The organism is Pseudomonas sp. NFACC08-1, assembly GCF_900106735.1.
GTDB classification, from domain to species: Bacteria; Pseudomonadota; Gammaproteobacteria; order Pseudomonadales; family Pseudomonadaceae; genus Aquipseudomonas; species Aquipseudomonas fluorescens_Q.
This window is the reverse complement of the sequence record NZ_FNNL01000012.1, coordinates 211,018-212,717: the sequence shown is the minus strand read 5'-3', so window position 1 is coordinate 212,717 and position 1,700 is coordinate 211,018. Positions and strand designations below refer to the sequence as shown.

Genomic DNA, 1,700 nt, shown 5'->3' with positions numbered 1-1,700 from the left:
CTCAAGATCGGCACCATCGTCGCCCTGGCGATCGGCATCCTGGTCACCATGCCCGAGCTGAAAATGCCGGCGCTGACCCAGTTCACCGACGGCACGGGCCCGGTGTGGAAGGGCGGGCTGTTCCCGTTCCTGTTCATCACCATCGCCTGCGGCGCGGTCTCGGGTTTCCATGCGCTGATCTCCTCGGGCACCACGCCCAAGTTGCTGGATAACGAAACCAACGCTCGCTACATCGGTTACGGCGGCATGCTGATGGAGTCCTTCGTGGCGATCATGGCCATGGTCGCGGCGTCGGTGATCGAGCCGGGCGTGTACTTCGCCATGAACAGCCCGGCGGCGATCGTCGGCGGTGACGTGGTGGCCGTGGCGCAAACCGTCAGCAGCTGGGGTTTTGCAATCACCCCCGAGGCCCTGCAAGCGGTGGCCAAGGACATTGGCGAGACCACCGTGCTGGCCCGTGCCGGCGGTGCGCCGACCCTGGCGGTCGGTATCGCGCAGATCCTGCACTCGGTGCTGCCGGGTGAGAACACCATGGCGTTCTGGTACCACTTCGCGATCCTGTTCGAAGCGCTGTTCATCCTCACTGCGGTGGACGCCGGGACCCGTGCCGGGCGCTTCATGCTGCAGGACTTGCTCGGCTCGTTCGTGCCGTCGCTCAAGCGTACCGAATCCTGGCCGGCCAACCTGATCGCCACCGCCGGCTGCGTGGCACTGTGGGGTTACCTGCTGTACCAGGGCGTGATCGATCCGCTGGGTGGCATCAACACCTTGTGGCCGCTGTTCGGCATCTCCAACCAGATGCTGGCCGGTATCGCCCTGATGCTCGCCACCGTGGTACTGATCAAGATGAAGCGCCAGCGCTACGTCTGGGTCACGCTGCTGCCGGCTTGCTGGTTGTTGATCTGCACCACCACCGCGGGCCTGATCAAGCTGTTCGACGCCAACCCGGCGATCGGCTTTTTGGCCCTGGCGCGCAAATACAACGATGCCCTGGCCGCCGGCCAGGTCCTGGCCCCGGCCAAGAGCATCGAGCAGATGCAGCACGTGGTGTTCAACGCCTACACCAACGCAACGCTGACGGTGTTGTTCCTGTTCGTGGTCTTCAGCATCCTGTTCTACGCCCTCAAGGTCGGCATCGCCGCCTGGGGCACCAAGGAACGCACGGATAAAGAAGCGCCATTCCAGGCCGTGCCGGACGCTTGATAGGGGATTGCAACGATGTTCAATGACTTGAGTCGCCTCGGTAAATACCTCGGTCAGGCCGCCCGCCTGATGGTCGGCATGCCCGACTACGACAACTACGTCGAGCACATGCAAACCAAGCACCCGGACAAACCGCTGATGGACTACGAGGCGTTCTTCCGCGAACGCCAGGAGGCCCGTTACGGTGGCAAGGGTGGGCCCAAGTGCTGTTGAGTTGAGCTAAACCCAACCCCCATGTGGGAGCGGGCTTGCTCGCGATGGCGGTGGGTCAGTTACGATCATGTTGACTGACACTCCGCCATCGCGAGCAAGCTCGCTCCCACAGTTGTTTTTGGGGGCCTCAGAATTTGTATGCGCCACAAATCCCTTGTGGCGAGGGAGCTTGCTCCCGCTGGCGTGCGAAGCAGGCCCCGGCGGTCCTTCAGGCCGACCGTATCAGCCGGTTCTGCGACTGCTGCGCAGCCGAGCGGGAGCAAGCTCCCTCGCCACAGGGTAGT

General features: G+C 63.5%; 2 protein-coding genes. Both read left to right on the top strand.

Annotation, left to right across the window (positions count from 1 at the left end):
• Positions 1–1,203 (top strand): carbon starvation CstA family protein (locus tag BLU76_RS23075; RefSeq protein WP_305882126.1); only part of this gene is annotated, 1,203 nt, incomplete at its 5' end.
• Between the two features lie 15 nt (positions 1,204–1,218).
• Positions 1,219–1,416: a YbdD/YjiX family protein gene (locus tag BLU76_RS23070; RefSeq protein ID WP_003201656.1), complete on the top strand. Its 198-nt coding sequence runs from the start codon at positions 1,219–1,221 to the stop codon at positions 1,414–1,416.
• The last annotated feature ends 284 nt before the right edge of the window (positions 1,417–1,700 follow it).

Bases quoted from the DNA above. Each gene is read 5' to 3' on its own strand.
- BLU76_RS23070 (WP_003201656.1), top strand. From the start codon at position 1,219: ATGTTCAATGACTTGAGTCGCCTCGGTAAATACCTCGGTCAGGCCGCC.